The sequence below is a fragment of the Micromonospora sp. NPDC023869 genome (genome assembly GCF_055559695.1).
On record NZ_JBVHKD010000002.1, the window covers coordinates 688364 to 702784 of the forward strand.

16 protein-coding genes are annotated in these 14421 nt (G+C 72.6%); 4 read left to right on the top strand and 12 right to left on the bottom strand.

Going from position 1 to position 14421, the window contains the following annotated elements; all coding sequences use genetic code 11:
* Positions 1-77 precede the first annotated feature (77 nt).
* The 10 genes from ACZ31C_RS08885 to ACZ31C_RS08930 all read right to left on the bottom strand — a co-directional run bounded on the left by ACZ31C_RS08885 (position 78) and on the right by ACZ31C_RS08930 (position 9354).
* Positions 78-1151 (bottom strand): NAD-dependent epimerase/dehydratase family protein, encoded by a 1074-nt coding sequence (locus ACZ31C_RS08885; RefSeq protein ID WP_465794753.1) that lies wholly within the window; start codon positions 1149-1151, stop codon positions 78-80.
* A 118-nt stretch (positions 1152-1269) separates the two neighbouring features.
* Entirely contained in the window at positions 1270-1371 is a 102-nt protein-coding gene (locus ACZ31C_RS08890; RefSeq protein WP_007465623.1) for a 30S ribosomal protein bS22, read from the bottom strand.
* A gap of 225 nt (positions 1372-1596) precedes the next feature.
* Positions 1597-1806 carry a helix-turn-helix domain-containing protein gene (locus tag ACZ31C_RS08895; protein WP_091079691.1) on the bottom strand — a complete coding sequence of 70 codons (210 nt, stop codon included), beginning with the start codon at positions 1804-1806 and terminating at the stop codon, positions 1597-1599.
* A gap of 224 nt (positions 1807-2030) precedes the next feature.
* Positions 2031-3215 (bottom strand): ABC transporter permease, encoded by a 1185-nt coding sequence (locus ACZ31C_RS08900; RefSeq protein ID WP_465794754.1) that lies wholly within the window; start codon positions 3213-3215, stop codon positions 2031-2033.
* The gene (locus ACZ31C_RS08905) at positions 3212-3928 is read right to left on the bottom strand and encodes an ABC transporter ATP-binding protein (RefSeq protein ID WP_465794755.1); all 717 of its coding nucleotides are present in this window, start codon (positions 3926-3928) and stop codon (positions 3212-3214) included. The genes ACZ31C_RS08900 and ACZ31C_RS08905 overlap by 4 nt, the downstream gene beginning before the upstream one ends.
* On the bottom strand, positions 3925-5310 hold the full coding sequence (locus ACZ31C_RS08910) for an efflux RND transporter periplasmic adaptor subunit (RefSeq protein ID WP_465794756.1): 1386 nt from the start codon (positions 5308-5310) through the stop codon (positions 3925-3927). Before ACZ31C_RS08910 ends, ACZ31C_RS08905 begins: the two co-directional genes overlap by 4 nt.
* A 50-nt stretch (positions 5311-5360) precedes the next feature.
* Complete coding sequence (locus ACZ31C_RS08915) at positions 5361-6623, bottom strand: hypothetical protein (RefSeq protein WP_465794757.1); 1263 nt, start codon at positions 6621-6623, stop codon at positions 5361-5363.
* Positions 6624-6872: 249 nt separating this feature from the next.
* Entirely contained in the window at positions 6873-7460 is a 588-nt protein-coding gene (locus ACZ31C_RS08920) for a TetR/AcrR family transcriptional regulator (RefSeq protein ID WP_465794758.1), read from the bottom strand.
* Positions 7453-8253 (bottom strand): alpha/beta fold hydrolase, encoded by an 801-nt coding sequence (locus ACZ31C_RS08925; protein WP_465794759.1) that lies wholly within the window; start codon positions 8251-8253, stop codon positions 7453-7455. Before ACZ31C_RS08925 ends, ACZ31C_RS08920 begins: the two co-directional genes overlap by 8 nt.
* Before the next feature lie 180 nt (positions 8254-8433).
* Positions 8434-9354: a proline dehydrogenase family protein gene (locus ACZ31C_RS08930; protein ID WP_449943284.1), complete on the bottom strand. Its 921-nt coding sequence runs from the start codon at positions 9352-9354 to the stop codon at positions 8434-8436.
* Positions 9355-9554: 200 nt separating this feature from the next.
* On the opposite strand from ACZ31C_RS08930, the gene ACZ31C_RS08935 reads away from it, so the two are divergent.
* From ACZ31C_RS08935 to ACZ31C_RS08945, 3 genes are read left to right on the top strand one after another with little or no spacing between them, the layout of a single operon-like run.
* Positions 9555-9851, top strand: a complete 297-nt coding sequence (locus tag ACZ31C_RS08935) for a hypothetical protein (protein WP_465794760.1) — start codon at positions 9555-9557, stop codon at positions 9849-9851.
* Positions 9852-9853: 2 nt separating this feature from the next.
* Positions 9854-11020, top strand: a complete 1167-nt coding sequence (locus ACZ31C_RS08940) for a glutathionylspermidine synthase family protein (RefSeq protein WP_465794761.1) — start codon at positions 9854-9856, stop codon at positions 11018-11020.
* Between the two features lie 18 nt (positions 11021-11038).
* Positions 11039-11596: a CGNR zinc finger domain-containing protein gene (locus ACZ31C_RS08945; protein WP_350693045.1), complete on the top strand. Its 558-nt coding sequence runs from the start codon at positions 11039-11041 to the stop codon at positions 11594-11596.
* Between the two features lie 86 nt (positions 11597-11682).
* Here ACZ31C_RS08945 and ACZ31C_RS08950 read toward each other — a convergent pair whose 3' ends face one another.
* Both ACZ31C_RS08950 and ACZ31C_RS08955 read right to left on the bottom strand, forming a co-directional pair.
* Complete coding sequence (locus tag ACZ31C_RS08950) at positions 11683-12492, bottom strand: sugar phosphate isomerase/epimerase family protein (protein ID WP_350693046.1); 810 nt, start codon at positions 12490-12492, stop codon at positions 11683-11685.
* A gap of 98 nt (positions 12493-12590) precedes the next feature.
* Positions 12591-13535: a Ppx/GppA phosphatase family protein gene (locus tag ACZ31C_RS08955; protein ID WP_465794762.1), complete on the bottom strand. Its 945-nt coding sequence runs from the start codon at positions 13533-13535 to the stop codon at positions 12591-12593.
* Positions 13536-13608: 73 nt separating this feature from the next.
* Here ACZ31C_RS08955 and ACZ31C_RS08960 point away from each other — a divergent pair, with 73 nt between their 5' ends.
* Entirely contained in the window at positions 13609-14418 is an 810-nt protein-coding gene (locus tag ACZ31C_RS08960) for a DUF3109 family protein (RefSeq protein ID WP_396741876.1), read from the top strand.
* The last annotated feature ends 3 nt before the right edge of the window (positions 14419-14421 follow it).

A 14421-nucleotide genomic window follows, 5' to 3' on the forward strand; every position in this document is an offset into this window, starting at 1 on the left:
GAGGTCCGCCGACACCGGGGGCGGTACGGCGTACCGGTCGTCCAGGTGCGCCTCGTCGCGCTGCTCCTCGGGCCCGGTCACGAGCCCTCCCGTATGGCGGCCCGGGCCTGGCGGATGCCGTCGAGCACCATCTGCTCGGCGGCGGCCAACTGCTCCCGGGTCACCACGGCCCGGCCGTGGTGGGCGTTGATGAAGTCGTCGAAGGCGGCGGCGGTCGAGCGGGGGGTGAACCCGTACTCGCGCTCCAGGCGGGAGGTGTCGACCACCCGGCCGTGCACGAAGAGGTCGACCTGGTCGAGCCCGTACCGCCCGAAGCCCATCGTCCGGGCCAGCGCGATGGCACCGGCGACACCGGGCTCCAGCACCGGCACCGAGATCCGGCCGGCCCGCCGGATCGCCTGCGACAGCGACAGCACACCGCGGCCGGCGACGTTGTAGGTGCCCGGATGGTCCTCGACGACCGACCGGTGTACCACCTCCAGGGCGTCGTCGAAGTGCAGGAACTGCAACCGGGCGTCGCGGCCGAAGATGGTCGGCACCACCGGCTGGGAGAAATACCTGGTCAGCGTGGTGTCGGCCGTCGAGCCGATGAAGGGGGCGAAGCGCAGCACCGTGGCGGTGACGTCGGAGCGTCGACGACGGAAGCCGCGCACGTACCCCTCGATGTCGAGGATGTCGCGGCCGAAACCGCCGCGCGGCACCTCGCGGGGTTCGGTCTCCTCGGTGAAGACGGCCGGGTCCCGGAACGACGCGCCGTACGCGGCGGTGGAGGACCGGACGACGATCTTGCGCAGGTGCGGCGCCCGCTGACAGGCGGCGAGGAGCTGCATGGTGCCGATGACGTTCTGTTCCTTCATCGCCGCGCGACCGCCGTGCTGCGAATCAGGGGCGCTGACCAGGGCCAGGTGCACCACGGTGTCGACGTCGAGGTCGGCGAGCAGCCCGCCGATCGACCCGGCGTCCACCCGGACCCGTTCCACCTGCGCCAGCAGCTCGGCCACCTCGGGGCCGGGCTCGGCCAGGTCGACGCCGATGACCCGGGCGATCCGGGGATCGGCGGCGAGGCGGGCGGCGACGTGCGCGCCGAGATAACGACTGACCCCGGTCACGACGACAACCCCCGGAGGGCTCGATGAGCCACCGGGGGTCATGTCTCGCACCTACCCCGGCCGCCGGGACCGAGCCGGGACAGCCACGGCCTGATCACCTGAGCCTCCGAGGGTCGACAGTTGGCAAGCGACGAATGCCGGGCCACGGCCCGGCACACGATCACTTGCCGAGACGGCGACGCTGGACGCGGGTCTTGCGCAGCAGCTTGCGGTGCTTCTTCTTAGCCATGCGCTTGCGGCGCTTCTTGACCACCGAGCCCATAAAAAAGCCTTTCGATGCAACGTGCGGCGCGACCGGTAAGACACCACGAATCCGTGGCGTCGGCGACCGCTTGCGGACAACGGACCGGACCGGCGGAGTGGGCGGCAGAGCGCACCAGCGGTCACGATCGCCAGTCCAGCGTAGCGGGGATGCGTCAGCAGGACCAACGCGCCCCCGGTCGATGCCCGTTCACCGGGCCCGCCGCGACCGGGTCCGGCTCGCGGGTCAGGCGGTCTCCTGGAAGGCGCCACGGAGATATTCGTGCACCGCGTGCTCGGGCACCCGGAACGACCTGCCGACGCGTACGGCGGTCAGCTCACCGCTGTGCACGAGACGGTAGACCGTCATCTTGGAGACCCGCATGACCGTTGCCACCTCGGCGACGGTCAGGAACTTGACATCCGAGAGTCGACCATCGGATTGCGACCCGGCCATGGCTCACCGACCCATCCCATGCCCGGCGCGTGCCGCCACACGGGTCCTCCCGCGCGGCCGGCGACGCGCGTGTTACCAGTACGGTAGCGGGACGGCTGTGACCGGCGCGATCCCTTCCTGCAACTGATCATGGTTCGGTCGGGGCACCGGGGCGAAAAACCCCTGGTCGAGTGGATGCGAGCCAATCCGGCAACCGATCATCCTCGGCCACCTGACGGGAACCGTCACTCGGCGCGCAGCGCCACCACCGGGTCGAGTCGACCGGCCCGCTGCGCGGGCAGCACCCCGAAGACGATCCCGACCGCGGCCGAGACGCCGAAGGCCAGTGCCAGCGACCACCAGGTCACCGCCGCCGGGATCGGCGACACCGCGGCCACCAGCAGCGCGCCGCCGACCCCGAGGGCCATCCCGGTGATCCCGCCGACCGAGGTCAGCAGCACCGCCTCCAGCAGGAACTGCACGCCGATGTCGCGTGGACGGGCTCCGACCGCCTTGCGCAGCCCGATCTCCCGGGTCCGCTCGCGTACCGAGACGAGCATGATGTTGGAGACGCCGACGCCGCCGACCAGCAGCGAGATCCCGGCGATGGCAGCGAGTACGCCGGTCAGGATGCCGAGGATGTCGCCGAGCACGCCGAGGATCTGCTCCTGGGTGACCGCGCTGAACTCGGTGCCCGGATGCCGGCCGTTCAACTCGGCCACGATCCGCTCGCCCAGTTCGTCGATGCGTTCCCGGTCCGGTGCCTTCACCGCGATCGCGTCGACCCGCTGGGTGCCGTACAACCGTTGGGCCGCCGTCACCGGGATGTGCACCTCGTCGTCCCGGTCGACGCCGAGGCTCTGCCCCAGCGGGGTGAAGACGCCGATCACCCGGAACCGTACGCCGGCCACGTTGACCTGCTGGCCGACCGCCTCCCGGTCCGGGAACAGCGTCCGGGCCACCGAGTCGCCGAGCACCGCGACGCGGCGACCGGTGTCCACGTCGGAGCGGGTCAGGTAGCGACCCCGACCCAGTTCCCGGGCGAACACCTCCGGGGTGGTCTCCAGCACCCCCTGCACGGTGGTGAAGTCCTGCCGGGTGCCGGCCCGGACGGTGGCGCCGGAGGCGACCGTCACGGCCACCCGACTCGGGTCCCCGACCACCCGGCCGACCGCGTCCACGTCCTTGAGGGTCAGCGGCGACACCGCCGGGGCGGACCCGACGTCGAGCCGCCCCGGCACGACCAGCAGCAGGTTGGAGCCGAGCCCCTCGACCTGCTGTTCCACCGTCTGCTTGGTGCCGGTGCCGATCGCCACCAGCAGCACCACCGAGGCGACACCGATGATCACCCCGAGCATGGTGAGCGCGCTGCGCATGCGGTTCGCGCGCAGCGCGTCCCAGGCCACCCGCCACGCCTCGGCCAGCCTCACCGGCGGATCCCGTCGTCCGGACCGGCCGCGCTGTCCGCGACCATCACCCCGTCGCGCATGGTGATCCGGCGGCGGGCCCGGGCCGCCACCTCCGCGTCGTGGGTGACCATCACCAGCGCCACGCCGGACTCCGCGTTGAGCTGTTCCAGCAGTTCCAGGACGGCCGCGCCGGTGGTGCTGTCCAGGTTGCCGGTCGGCTCGTCGGCGAGCAGCACCGTCGGGTCGGTGACCAGCGCCCGCGCGATCGCGACCCGCTGTTGTTCGCCGCCGGAGAGCTGGTTGGGCCGGTGGTCCAACCGGTGTCCCAGACCGACCCGCCCGAGCATCGCGGCGGCCCGGGTACGGCGTTCGCGGGCCCCCACCCCCCGGTAGACCAGGGGCAACGCCACGTTGTCCACCGCCGAGGTACGCGCCAGCAGGTGGAACGCCTGGAAGACGAAGCCGATGGTCTCGTTGCGCAACCGCGCCAACTCGGGCGGGGACAGCGCGCCGACCTGCCGCCCGCCGATCGCGAGCCGGCCACCGGTCGGCCGGTCGAGTCCGCCGAGCAGGTGCATCAGGGTGGACTTGCCCGAGCCGGACGGCCCGATCAGCGCCACGTAGTCACCGGCCGCCACGGTCAACGTGACCCCGCGCAGAGCGGGTACCGAGATCCCGTCGAGCTGGTACGTCCGGGAGACGTCGACCGCCTCGATCGCCGGAGCCCGGCTCACCCGACCTCCTGGCCGTCCCGGACCTGGTCGGTGCCGCGCACCACGATCCGGTCGCCGGGCTGCACCCCGTCGACGATCTGCACCAGGTCCTGGCCCTGCACGCCGACGGTGACCGCCGCCTGACCGGCCCGACCGTCGCGGATCAACCAGACCGTGTCCCGCCCGTCGACGGAGAAGACCGCCGAGGCGGGTACGGTCACCGCGTCCGCCGCCTCCCGGACCCGCAGCCGCAGCACCGCGTTCATGCCGGGGCGCGGCGCCGGAGCCGGTTCCGCCTCGCCGAACCGCCCCGCGCCGAGAGAGAGCCGGACGCGATAGCTGACCCCGCCCCGGGCCGAGGTGCTGGGCAGCACGTCGATCGACTTCACGGTGGCGTCGTACACCGCACCGGTCACCGCGTCCAGCTCCACCGTGCCGGTCAGCCCGGTCCGGACCAGCAGCACGTCGGTCTCGTCGACCTCGGCCAGCAGACCCAGCTCACCGGTGTCCACCACGGTCAGCACCGGAGTGCCGGCGGTGACCCGGCCACCGACCGGGACGGCGGTGTCCACGCCGGGCGGGGGTCCCGCCGGGGCGCCACCGAGCGCGGCCGGGTCGAGCCCGGGCGGCAGCCCGCCCGATTCGAGCAGACCGGCGAGCGCACCCGACGGGTCGCCTCCGGCAGCCACGCCGCCCGGCTGCACCACCCCGGGGATCGGCGCGCGCAAGGTCAACGCGTCGACGGTCGCCTTGGCCAGGTCGTACGCCTGCTGGGCCTGGAGGCGCTGGGCGGTGGCGAGCGCGCCGACGGCGGAGTTCAGGTTGCGGACGCCGCGCTGCACCTCGCGTACCGCCTGGTCGGCGGTGCGGGCGGCAGAGTCGTACCGCTTCTGCGCGGCCTTGACCTGGGCCAGCAGTGCCTTGCGCAGTTCCGGGTCGCTGATCTTGCGGGCGGCGGCACGGGCCGCCTCGTGTGCCTCGTCGGCGGCGCGGTCGGTGCCGCGCAGGCTGCCGGCGAGGTCGCCGCCACCACCGCCGGGCCCAGCCCGTTTGGCGGCGTTGAGCGCGGCGCGCGCCTGCCGGAGACGCTCCCGCGCGGCGGGCGACTCGACCACGGCGAGCACCTGGCCGCGCCGGACGCGCTCGCCCGGCTCGACGCGGAGGCTGGCCAGGGTGCCGTCGGCCGGGGCGGTCAGGGTCGCCGCCGCGCGGGCGGTGACGGTGGCCGGGGCGTCGATCTCCTCGGCCACCGGGGCGAGCGTGGCCGAGGCGAGCGAGATCGCCGGCGGGTCACCGCCGCAGGAGGCGGCGCCGGTGAGGGTCAGGACGGCGACGGCGGTCAGGGCGGTGAGCAGGCGGGGCCGCGTGACTGCGGGCAGCCGCGGCGAGTCGGTGCGGCGCACCCGCCCATGCTACGAGTCGTCCTCGCCGCAGCTGCGCAGCGCCGCCGTGGTCAGCGCACCGTGGCGCGGATGTACGCGACGCACTCCTTGTGCAGGGTGTTCCACTCCTCGTCGAAGATCTCCTCGCTGACCTGTGCCGGCACGCGCAGGTCGTGCAGCACGGCCTTGACGAAGGCGCGCACCCGTTCCTCGCCGAACCGGTCGACGAAGTAGCGGACCGCCAGGAACGCGGCACCGTAGCTGCCGTTCACCTGCTCCTGCGGGGTGTCGGCGTCCGGGATCAGGGACTCCAGTTTCCCGTCCCAGTCGCCCTCGACCAGTTGGCGGACCGAGTCCAGCCCCTCGTACCGGCCGACCGGCTGGCCGTCGACGCCCGCCTGCTCGGCCAGCCCCTCGCTCAGCCACCACGTCGACTCGTCCGCGTAGTCCTTCTCCGGCAGCGAGGCGGCGTGGGCCAGCTCGTGCCGCAACAACTCGTCCAGGTAGGGGCCGTACTCAAAACTCTCCGGGCCGAGCACGATCTCGTAGTGGCCGCCGCCGACGTTGATCGCGTACCCGGCACCCCACTCCGGCTGCTCACCGCCGTACCAGCGTTTCCACTCCTTCGGCCCGGCGTAGAAGATCCGGTACCGGTCGGGCGGATTGCCCGTCACCACGTACCCGTCGGCCACCGTCGCCGCCGCCTCGGCCCGCCGCAGCAGGCCCGGCAGCCGCGTGCGGTACGCCGGCGTGGTGGCCACGACGGTACGCTCGCCCACCGCCACCACCAGGTCGCTGACCTCCCAGGGCAGGCTGCCGGGCTGCCCGTTGGACCGGCCGTTCACCGGGAACGACGACTTCGACTTGGAGAACGCGAGCAGGCGGGGCTCCGCGCCGTCGCGCCACCGGGTCTCGATCACCACCGGGCTGGTCGTGCACTCCGGCAGCACGAAGCAGTACCGGAACTCGACCGGCAACCGCCACTCGCCCGCCCGCCCGGCCGAGGTGGGCAGCCCGCCCGGGCGCGCCTCCCAGCGGGTGACCTTGAGCGCGGTCAGCGCGGCGTACCGGCGGCGCAGGTCCTTCTGCGCGGCGGGTGCGGCGATCGCCAGGAAGCCGGCCCGGTCGCGACCGAGCAGCGCCGCCGACTGCTTCTCCAACTGCGCGGTGATCCGCTCGGCCGCCTGCCGGGCGGCGATCGTGGTCGGGTTCTCGGTCGGCGAGGCGGCGGTCGCGGGCTTTCCGAGGTCGGTGTCGGGCAGCCCGCCGGCCAGCAGCACCACCGGCACGCCACAGGCCAGCACCAACACCCCAGCGACGAGCGCCGTCCACAACGGCCATCGGCGGCGAGGGCTCCGGCCCGGCACGGGTGGCACGAACCCCGACGACCCCGGCCCTGGCCCGGCCGGTGTCGTCTCAGCCGTTGTCATGTCGGCCGCCCCGGTCGCAGGCGGTGTCGTGTCGGCCGGCGTCGGATGGTCGCCGGCTGTGGTTCCCCCGTCGGTCACCGGCGCAGAGTACGGGTCGACCTGCCCGCGCGGAAGTGGCGCATCGTGCCGCGTCGGCCGACGGACGGGCGACCGTCAGCCGGGGGCGGTCCCGGCGGATCCGGGCCAACTCCGGTAGGCGACGCCGAGGGCGGTCACCATCTGGTCGAATGAGCGGTCGACCTCGCGCGGCAGGCCGAAGTCGCCGGCCGCCTCCAGCGACACGAAACCGTGCACGGCGGCGCGGAACATCCGGACCCCGTCCACCGCCGCCTCGCCCTCGATCCCGTACCCGCGCAGGATGGCGTAGACCACCTCGACCGCGCGTCGGCCGGCGACCACGTGCGCAGGGTCGTCCGGATCCGGCACCCGCTGCGTCGCCGGGTAGCGGCCGGGATGACGGCGGGCGTACGACCGATAGGCAGCGGCGACGGCACGCAACGCGTCCTCGCCACTGCGACCGGCGGCAGCCATGGTCATCTCGTCGGCGATCTCGGCGGTGGCCAGTGCGGAGAGCTGCTGTGCGAGCGCATCGGCGCCCTTGACGTGCTTGTAGAGGCTGGGCAGCGCGACGCCGAGCCGGCCGGCCAACGCGGCGAGGGTAAGCTTGTGGTAGCCGACCTCGTCGGCCAGCCGGGCCGCCTCGCGGACCACCACCTGGGGGTTGAGCCCGGCCCTAGGCACGGTCGATCACCGCGAGGAACTCGGTCAGCTCGCCGGCCATCGCCTCGGGCCGGTCGGCGTGCGGGTAGTGCCCGGCCTCGCTGATCATGCGCGCCTCGGCGACCGGGAAGAGTCGTCGGGCGGCACGCGCCTCGGCGGCCGGGTCGGCGAAGTCCGGGTCCTTCGTACCCATCAGCACCAGCACCGGCTGCCGCACCCGGGGCGCGACGGCGGTCCAGTACGGGTCGACCGGGACGATCAGGCCGCGTACCGCCGCCATCCGGCCGGGCCGACGCAGCGCGGCCACCATCGCCTTGCGGTACGCCGCGTCGTCGGCGGGCCGGTGGACCGGGAAGAGAGTCCGGTGGAACAGCCCGAACAGGCGGGCACTGCGCAGCACCGCACCGATGGCCAGCCGCATGAACGGGTTGAGTTTGCGCTGCTCGACGAACGCGCCGACCAGGACGATGCCCTCGACCAGGTCCGGTGCCTCGGTCGCGGCGAAGACGACGGCCGCCCCGCTGGACGAGTTGCCGACCAGCGTGGCCGGGCCACCGTCGATGTCCCGAACCACCGCCAGCAGGTCGGCGCCGACCTCCGCCGGGGCGTACGACGGCCAGCCGACGCTGGAATCCCCATGCCCCCGGACGTCGACCGACGCCACCCGGTAGCCCGCCGACACCAGCAGCGGGACCAGGTGGCGGTAGGAGTGGCGGTTCTCCCCCATGCCGTGCGACAGGACGACCAAGGGCCCCTGCCCGTGCACCTCGTAGGCGACGCGTCCACCGTCACGCTCGACAAAGCTAAGAGTCATAGCCAAAAAGCTAACCCCATTAGCTGAATTCGTCAAGGCGACGGCCCCGGATCGTCGGTCGACGGTCCGGGGCCGATGGACGGTTGCCTGCCGGGCAGCCGGGCTGCATGCCGGGCGGCCGGGCTGGTTCTGTGCGGCCTTGCTGGTGCTGTCTGGCCGGGCTGACTCCGGGCGGCCGGGTTACTTCCGGGAGGCCACGGCGCGGGCGAAGAAGGCCAGGTTGGCGGGGCGCTCGGCGAGCCGGCGCATCAGGTAGCCGTACCAGTCGTCGCCGTAGGGCACGTAGGTGCGGACCGTGTAGCCCTCGCCGACCAGGCGGGCCTGCTCCTCCGGCCGAATGCCGTAGAGCATCTGGAACTCGAAGCCGTCGGGCCCCCGGTCGAACCAGCGCGCCCGGTCCTCGCCGATGGCGATCAGACGCGGGTCATGGGTGGCCAGCATCGGGTAGCCGTCGCCGGACATCAGGATGTTCATGCATCGGACGTACGACTTGTCCACCTCGCGGGACGACTGGTACGCCACCGATTCCGGCTCCTTGTAGGCGCCCTTGCACAGCCGGACCCGCGATCCGGCCGAGGCGAGCTCACGGCAGTCCGACTCGGTCCGCCGCAGGTACGCCTGGAGCACCGCCCCGGTCGACGGGAAGTCCTTGCGCAGGTTGGCCAGGACGTCCAGCGTCGAGTCGGTGGTGGTGTGATCCTCCATGTCCAGGGTGACGGTGGTGCCGGCATCGGCGGCGGCGGTGCAGATCGCGCGTGCGTTGTCGTACGCGAGGTGCTCGTCGAAGGTCTGGCCGAGCGCGGACAGTTTGACGCTCACCTCGGCGGCCGGGGTGAGGCCCGCCTCGGCGAGACTCCGCAGCAGGGCGAGGTACTCGTCCCGGGTGGCGTTGGCCTGCTCGGGGGTGACGGTGTCCTCACCGAGGTTGTCGAGGGTGACCGCGAGACCGTCGCCGACGAGTGCGCGGGTCACGCGCAGCGCGTCGTCGGTCCCGGCGCCGGCGACGAACCGGCGCACGACGTCCCGGGAGAACGGGGCCGTCGCGACGAGCCGCTCGACCCGGGTTGACCGGGAGGCGGCGAGGATGACGGAACGGAGCATGAGCCGAGCGTAACGCCCGAGCCACCCCTCAGCTCGCCCCGCCCGAGGCGAAGGAAGGGCCCCTTATTAACACTCAGGAGTGAGAGGGGAACCCTTCTATACCTGAGGCGTTAACAGGGGGCCCTTCCTTACAACAATCCGTGCACCGGTCGGCGCATCAGGACCCCGGGCGGAGGGCGTAGCGTGCATCGGTTACAACGATGAACGTGGAAAACCGCCCCCGCCGCCGGCTCCGGTCGGCCTCCGTGCAGCTCGGCGCACTCACCGCCCTCGCGCTCGCCCTCTCCGGCTGCAACATGTCCTCCTCCGACGACGACGATGACGACTGCGCCATGGGCCCGTCTGGAGGCGGTGAGACAGTCGCCCTGGCCCTGCACACTCCAACACCGTCGGCCGCCACGGCTACAGCCACGACGCAGGGCGCCCCGGAGCCGGTCGCCGCGTCCGTACCCGATCGTGGCGGCTTCGGCACCCATCTCGCCTCCTGCGGCGGCTGAGCGTGCGCCGGGAGCAGGTCACCCCGCGACCCGACTGGGACGCGACCATCCGCGCGCAGGGGCTGGTGTACGTCGACACCGAGCTGCCCGACGGCGGAGTGATGTCGTACTGGGACGAGACCGCCGCGTACGCCTTCGAGCTGGACGAGGTGCTACGGCTGGAGGAGGCCACCGAGGAGCTGCACCGGATGTCGGTCGCCGCCGCCGAACACGTGGTGGCCCGCAACCGGTACGCCGAGTTCGGCATCCCGCAGTGGGCGGTCGAGGCGGTGGCCCGGTCGCTGCGGGAGACGCCGCCGACGCTCTACGGCCGGTTCGACCTCTGGTACGACGGCAGTTGGCCGCCGAAGCTGCTGGAGTACAACGCGGACACCCCGACCGCGCTGGTCGAGGCGAGCATCATCCAGTGGTACTGGCTGGAGCACACCCGCCCGGAGCTGGACCAGTGGAACAGCCTGCACGAGCGGCTGGTGGGCGCCTGGGCGAAGATCGGCGCCGGTCTGCACGACCGCCGGGTGCACGTGGTCTGGTCGAACGAGGAGGAGAGCGGCGAGGACCACATGACCGCCGGCTACCTGGCCGAGACGGCCCGCCAGGCCGGGCTGGACGTGGAGCTGCTGCCGATCCAGGAGATCGGCTGGGACGGCCGCCGCTTCGTCGACACCGCCGGGCAGCCGGTCACCACCTGTTTCAAGCTCTATCCGTGGGAGTGGATGCTGGCCGAGCCGTACGGGCCGCTGGCGCTGGACCCGGGTACGCCGACCACCTGGATCGAGCCCGCCTGGAAGCTGCTGCTGTCCAACAAGGCGCTGCTGGCCGTGCTCTGGGAGCTGTACCCGGGGCACGAGCTGTTGCTGCCGGCGTACCTGGACTCGCCGCGCGGCATGACCGAGTACGTCGCCAAGCCGCTGCTCGGCCGGGAGGGCGCAGCCGTACGGATCGTCACGGAAAGTGAGGAGATCACCAATCCGGGCGATTACGGCAGTGAGGGATTCTGCTATCAGGAGTTCCGCGCACTGCCCGAATTCAACGGAAGTCACCTGGTCCTGGGCGCGTGGGTGGTGGACGGCGAATCGGCCGGGGCGGGGCTACGGGAGAGCGCCAGTCTGATCACCGATGGTTACGCCAGGTTTCTCCCGCACTACATCGACGCGCCACGTCCGGGATGAGTCGTCTACCGTTGGAGTGTGAACTTCGACGCGTACGCCCGGACCGGAGTTGACCTCGTCAACGCCCGCCTGGACGACCTCGACGACCTGCGGGCCATCTTCTGCGACGACCACGAGTGGATGCGCGACGAGGTTGCGGAGCGGGATCTGGCCACCTTCCGGCGCGCACAGAAGCGGTTGCGGGACGTCTTCGAGTACGGCACCACCGGACGGGACGGCGAGGCGGTCGCCGAGCTGAACTCGCTGCTGGAGGTCCACCCGGTGCAGCCGCGCATCTCGGGGCACGACTCCAGCGACTGGCACATGCACGCGACCGGCCGGGGTGCCTCGGTCAGCTCGGAGTACCTGGCCGGCGCGGTCTGGGGGCTGTCGGTCTGGCTCTGCGAGTACGGCAGCGCCCGGTTCGGGGTCTGCGCCGACGACCGCTGCGGCAACGTCTACCTGGACACCTCGTCGAACTGCTGCCGCCGGTTCTGCTCGGAACGCTGCGCCACCCGCTCGCACGTGGCCGCCCACCGCGCCCGCAAGCGGGCCGCCGTGCCGGCCCAGAGCGACCCGTTGACCTCGGTGTCCTGACCGACCCTGCGGCCGACCGGCCGAGGCCAGACCGCCGCGCCGGACGAGCTGCTGAGGTCAGGCCGCCGCGCCGGATGCGGCCAAGGTCAGGCCGCCTCGACCGGGGACGGCGTGTTCAGGTGCTGGCGGGCGAAGGCCAGCGCCTCCCGCAGGTCCGCTTCGCGCACCTGACGACTCTTCGCGCCCCGGGTGGTCACCTCGACCGCCACCGAGCCGGTGAAACCCCGCCCGGCCAGCGAGCGCAGCAGCTCGGCGCAGGGCTGCGTACCGCGCCCGGGCACCAGGTGTTCGTCGCGTCCCTCGCCGGTGCCGTCACCGAGGTGCACGTGCGCCAGCCCGGCGCCCATCCGGTCGGCCATCTCCAGCGCATCGGTGTGCGAGGCGGCGCAGTGCGACAGGTCGAGCGTGTACGACCGGTAGCCCGTCTCGGTCGGGTCCCAGCCCGGCGCGTACGGCACGAACTGCCGCCCGGCCATCCGCACCGGGTACATGTTCTCCACCGCGAAGCGCAGCCCGCCGAACTCGTCGGCCACCGTGTCCAGCCCCTCGGCGAAGGTGCGAGCGTAGTCCCGCTGCCAGGTGAACGGCGGGTGCACCACCACGGTCGGCGCGTGGAGCGTCTCGGCCAGCACCGCCGCCCGCCGCAGCCGCTCCCACGGGTCGGTGCTCCACACCCGCTGGGTCACCAGGAGACAGGGGGCGTGCACGCTGAGGACCGGTACGCCGTAGTGGTCGGCCAGCCCGCGCAGCGCGCCGGCGTCCTGGCTGACGGCGTCGGTCCAGACCATCACCTCGATCCCGTCGTAGCCGAGCTCCGCGGCGAGCTGGAACGCCGCCGCGGTCCGCTCAGGGAAGACCGAGGAACTGGACAGGAGCACCGGGACGCGGGAAGTCACACCACCGAGGGTAGCCTCCAGCCATTGCACTAATCCGATGTTAATCCGTGAATCGGATTCAACGGACACCTGGTGTCACATCGGGTCGCAGACCGGTCTCACACCGGAGCGAGCCGATCCAACCGGTCCAGGATCACGCCCTCGCGCAGCGCCCAGGGGCAGATGTCCAGCGAGTCGACCCCGAGCCTCCGCATGACCGCCTCGGCCACCACGGCACCGGCCAGGAGCTGGTGCGAGCGGCCGGCGCTCACCCCCTCCAACTCGACGAGCTGGGCCGGTGGGATGTGCCGGATGAAGCCGAGCACCTGCCGCAGCCCGGACCGGGTCAGCCGACGCTTCGCCCAGAGCCCGGCGCCGCTGGGCGCGGCACCGGCGAGCCGGGCCAGGGTGCGGAACGTCTTGGAGGTGGCCACTGAGCGGTCCCAGCCCACCCCGGTCATCCGCTCGGCCACCGGCTCCAGCAGACCGTCGACGTACTCGCGCAGCTCGTCCACGGTCTCCGGCGCGGGCGGGCGGTCACTGCACGGGTCCACGCCGAGCCGGTCCCGGGTCAGCCGGCCGGCACCCAGCGGCAGCGAGACCGCCAGATCCGGGTCCTCGTCGATACCGGCCGCGATCTCCAGGGAGCCGCCGCCGATGTCCAGCACCAGCAGCCGGCCGGCGGACCAGCCGAACCACCGCCGCACCGCGAGGAACGTCATCCGCGCCTCGTCCGCGCCGGGCAGGACCTCCAGGCGTACGCCGGTGGCGTCCCGGACCCGGGCCAGCACCTCGGCGGCGTTGGTAGCCTCGCGTACCGCCGAGGTGGCGAAGGCGAGCAACTCGTCCACGCCCAGCGCGGCGGCCGAGGCGCGGGCCGCCCCGACGGCCTCGACCAGGGCGTCCGCACCCGTGTCCCGGAGCGCGCCGTCCGGGCCGATCTGCTCGGCGAGCCGCAGCACCGCCTTCTCCGAGTGCGCCGGCCACGGGTGCGCGCCGCGATGGGCGTCCACCACCAGCAGATGCACCGTGTTCGAACCGACATCGAGGACACCCAGTCGCATGGGGAAACACTAGGGGAGATCGGATCGCGTCACTCACCGGCCATCCCCGTACACCACGCGTACGCTGGGCCGAGTGACTGGGCAGATCGAACTCCGCGTGCTGGTGGACGACCCGACGGACCCCCGCAGCCGTGAGGTCCCGCTGGACTTCCCTCGGGAGTGGATCGAGTTCGTCGACCCGGCCGACGAGCGGCACCTGATCCGGGCCGACCTCACCTGGCTGTTGTCCCGGTGGACCTGTGTCTTCGGCCAGGGCTGCCACGGCATCATCGCCGGCCGCTCCGCCGACGGCTGCTGCTCGCACGGCGCGTTCTTCACCGACACCGACGACGAGAAGCGAGTGCGCGGTGCGGTGAAGCGGCTGACCCCGCAGACCTGGCAGCACTACCGACGCGGCACCAAGAACTGGACCGAGAACGACACCGTGGACGGCAAGAACCCGGCGCGGCGTACCGCCACCCAGGGGCCGGACGCGCCGTGCGTCTTCCTCAACGACGCCGACTTCCCCGGCGGCGGCGGATGCGCGCTGCACGCCCAGGCGCTGCGCGACGGGGTGCACCCGCTGGAGTACAAGCCGGACGTCTGCTGGCAGTTGCCGGTCCGCCGGGACCAGGAGTGGGTGAAGCGGCCGGACAACACCAAGGTGCTGGTCTCCACGCTGGCCGAGTTCGACCGGCGGGGCTGGGGCGCGGGCGGGCACGACCTCGACTGGTGGTGCACGTCCTCCACCGACGCCCACGTCGGCAGCGAGCCGATGTACCTCTCCTACGGGCCGGAGCTGACCGCCCTGGTCGGCGCCGCCGCGTACGCCCGGTTGGCCGAGCTGTGCGCGGCGCGGATCCGGCAGGGCCTGGTCGCACCGCACCCGGCCGACCCGGCCTGACGG

Excerpts from the sequence above, each read along its gene's own strand:
- ACZ31C_RS08885 (WP_465794753.1), bottom strand. The coding sequence starts at position 1,151 with ATGACCCCCGGTGGCTCATCGAGCCCTCCGGGGGTTGTCGTCGTGACC.
- ACZ31C_RS08890 (WP_007465623.1), bottom strand. The coding sequence starts at position 1,371 with ATGGGCTCGGTGGTCAAGAAGCGCCGCAAGCGCATGGCTAAGAAGAAG.
- ACZ31C_RS08895 (WP_091079691.1), bottom strand. The coding sequence starts at position 1,806 with ATGGCCGGGTCGCAATCCGATGGTCGACTCTCGGATGTCAAGTTCCTG.
- ACZ31C_RS08925 (WP_465794759.1), bottom strand. The coding sequence starts at position 8,253 with ATGACTCTTAGCTTTGTCGAGCGTGACGGTGGACGCGTCGCCTACGAG.
- ACZ31C_RS08930 (WP_449943284.1), bottom strand. The coding sequence starts at position 9,354 with ATGCTCCGTTCCGTCATCCTCGCCGCCTCCCGGTCAACCCGGGTCGAG.
- ACZ31C_RS08935 (WP_465794760.1), top strand. The coding sequence starts at position 9,555 with ATGAACGTGGAAAACCGCCCCCGCCGCCGGCTCCGGTCGGCCTCCGTG.
- ACZ31C_RS08955 (WP_465794762.1), bottom strand. The coding sequence starts at position 13,535 with ATGCGACTGGGTGTCCTCGATGTCGGTTCGAACACGGTGCATCTGCTG.